This window comes from Butyricicoccus sp., from assembly GCF_050872565.1.
Classification (GTDB): Bacteria; Bacillota; Clostridia; order Oscillospirales; family Butyricicoccaceae; genus Butyricicoccus_A.
Genome location: NZ_JBNMHC010000393.1, coordinates 1 through 1,936, shown reverse-complemented (window position 1 = coordinate 1,936; position 1,936 = coordinate 1). Strand labels below are relative to the sequence as shown.

1 protein-coding gene and 1 pseudogene are annotated in these 1,936 nt (G+C 46.0%); both read left to right on the top strand.

The features are described from left to right. Positions 1 to 253: pseudogene (locus tag ACR0P9_RS11760) on the top strand (sugar phosphate isomerase/epimerase); the annotation flags it as partial. 28 nt (positions 254 to 281) lie between these two features. Continuing rightward, positions 282 to 1,679, top strand: a complete 1,398-nt coding sequence (locus ACR0P9_RS11755; protein WP_432620371.1) for an MFS transporter — start codon at positions 282 to 284, stop codon at positions 1,677 to 1,679. The last annotated feature ends 257 nt before the right edge of the window (positions 1,680 to 1,936 follow it).

Genomic DNA, 1,936 nt, shown 5'->3' with positions numbered 1-1,936 from the left:
TCCGGAGCGTTACAATGTAGACGTTGACGGTCTGCTGGAGAACCTGCCGGTAGAGTGCTCCAAGGATCGTACTTGGAACTATGTCGCTGTTGGCTGCGGCCGTGACCTCCAGTGGTGGAAGGAATTCTTCTCCGTTTGCCATATGATGGGTTACGATGGTTATGTATCTCTGGAGATGGAAGACCTCACCATGTCTGTTGAGGCTGGTCTGGAGACTTCTATCGATGCACTGAAGGCTACTATCAGCAAGTAAACATAAAATAGAAGAGAGGGAGAGAATTATGAACTTAAATGGATACGGAAAATTCATTAAAAAAGATCGCGTATCAGGCTTTGAGAAGTTCGCATTTGGCTGTGGTGAAATTTCGACCAACATCGTATTTACCATTGCTTCCAGCTTGCTGGTTATGTTCTATACCGATGTTGTGCATGTCAATGCGGCAGTTATTGGTATGATTATTGCGATTTCTCAGGTATTTAACGGCGTTTCCGATATTACTGCGGGCTTTATCATTGACCGCACGCGTTCCAAGTACGGCCGCGCTCGTCCTTGGATGCTGTGGATGTCCATCCCGTATGCTGTCGCAGCTATTTTGCTGATGACGGTTCCGCAGGTTGGACAGATGGCACAGGGCATTTACATCTTCATTACGTATAACCTGATGCTGACGGTTGTTTACACGATGTTCCAGCTGCCGTTTGCTACAACACTGTCTTATATGACACGTGACCAGAAGGAACGTGCAGATACCAACATCATTCGTATGGCAATGAGTCCGATCGGCAATATTCTGATTACCCTGTTCTTTACCAAGATTTTGAATCTAATGCCGAATGGAGGTATGGATAGCCAGAGAAACTGGATTATTCTGACTGCGATCTATGCGTTTGGTGCAGCGGCTATGATGCTGTTCTGCTTTGCATCCACCCGTGAGCGCGTACAGGTACTCGACGATTTTGGCGAGGAAAAGGTTCCGCTGAAGCAGGCAATTCCGGCTCTGTTCAAGAACAAGTACTTTATTATGCTGTTCCTGTTCTTCGTTGCGTTTGCTATGTATCAGACTTTCTCTGGTACCGTTACAACCTACTATTGCAAATGGATCATTGGCGATACAACGATTGTAGGTAATGTTAATACGGCTTGTTATGGCATTACGATTGTTGCAACACTAATCCTTGGCAAAATCATGCATTGGACAAGCAAGCGCAACTGGTGCATCATTGGCGCACTGTTCGTTATCGCAGGCTCTCTGATCGTTCTGGTTGGCCCGACGAGTGTAACTGTTGTTACCATTGGCGGTCTGCTGCGCGGCATCGGCATGACGCCGATTCTGGGCCTCATCTTTACAATGATTGCTGATGCTATTGAATATGGTCAGTGGAAGACGGGCATCCGTACGGCTGGTGCGATTCAGGCAGCAGCTACTTCCGGTCAGAAGTTTGGCCAGGGCATTGGCAACGCACTGATTGGTACTATCATGGCTTCTGCTGGCTATGACGGCGCATTGGCTGTACAGTCGGAAGCAGCACTTGCTACAATCTCTAATATGTTTATCTGGGGCGTTACCGTTCTCGGCTGCATCATGATTTTTGTCATGCTGTTCTACAAGCTTGACAAGGAATATCCGCAGATCATGAAGGAACTGTTGGAGCGTGAGTCCAAGAAAGTAGAGAAGTAAAATCTGTTTACTGGGGAAAACTGTCCTCTGGCGCAGAAATGCGCTGAAGGACAGTTTTTGTGTACAAAATGAGGAAAAACAACGAAGTTACACAAAAAAACGCGAATAAAGGTGAAAAAAGTGTTGACTTTGTGGCGAAAAAGGTGTATTCTATTCAGGCACTCAACGAGAGGGCATCACGAATACATCAGTTGAATGAAAAAAGTACTGATCGGAAGAAAAAAGTGCTTGACAGGATGATGGATTTATGATATTCT

Coding starts and splice junctions, on each gene's coding strand:
- ACR0P9_RS11755 (WP_432620371.1), top strand. CDS start 282: ATGAACTTAAATGGATACGGAAAATTCATTAAAAAAGATCGCGTATCA.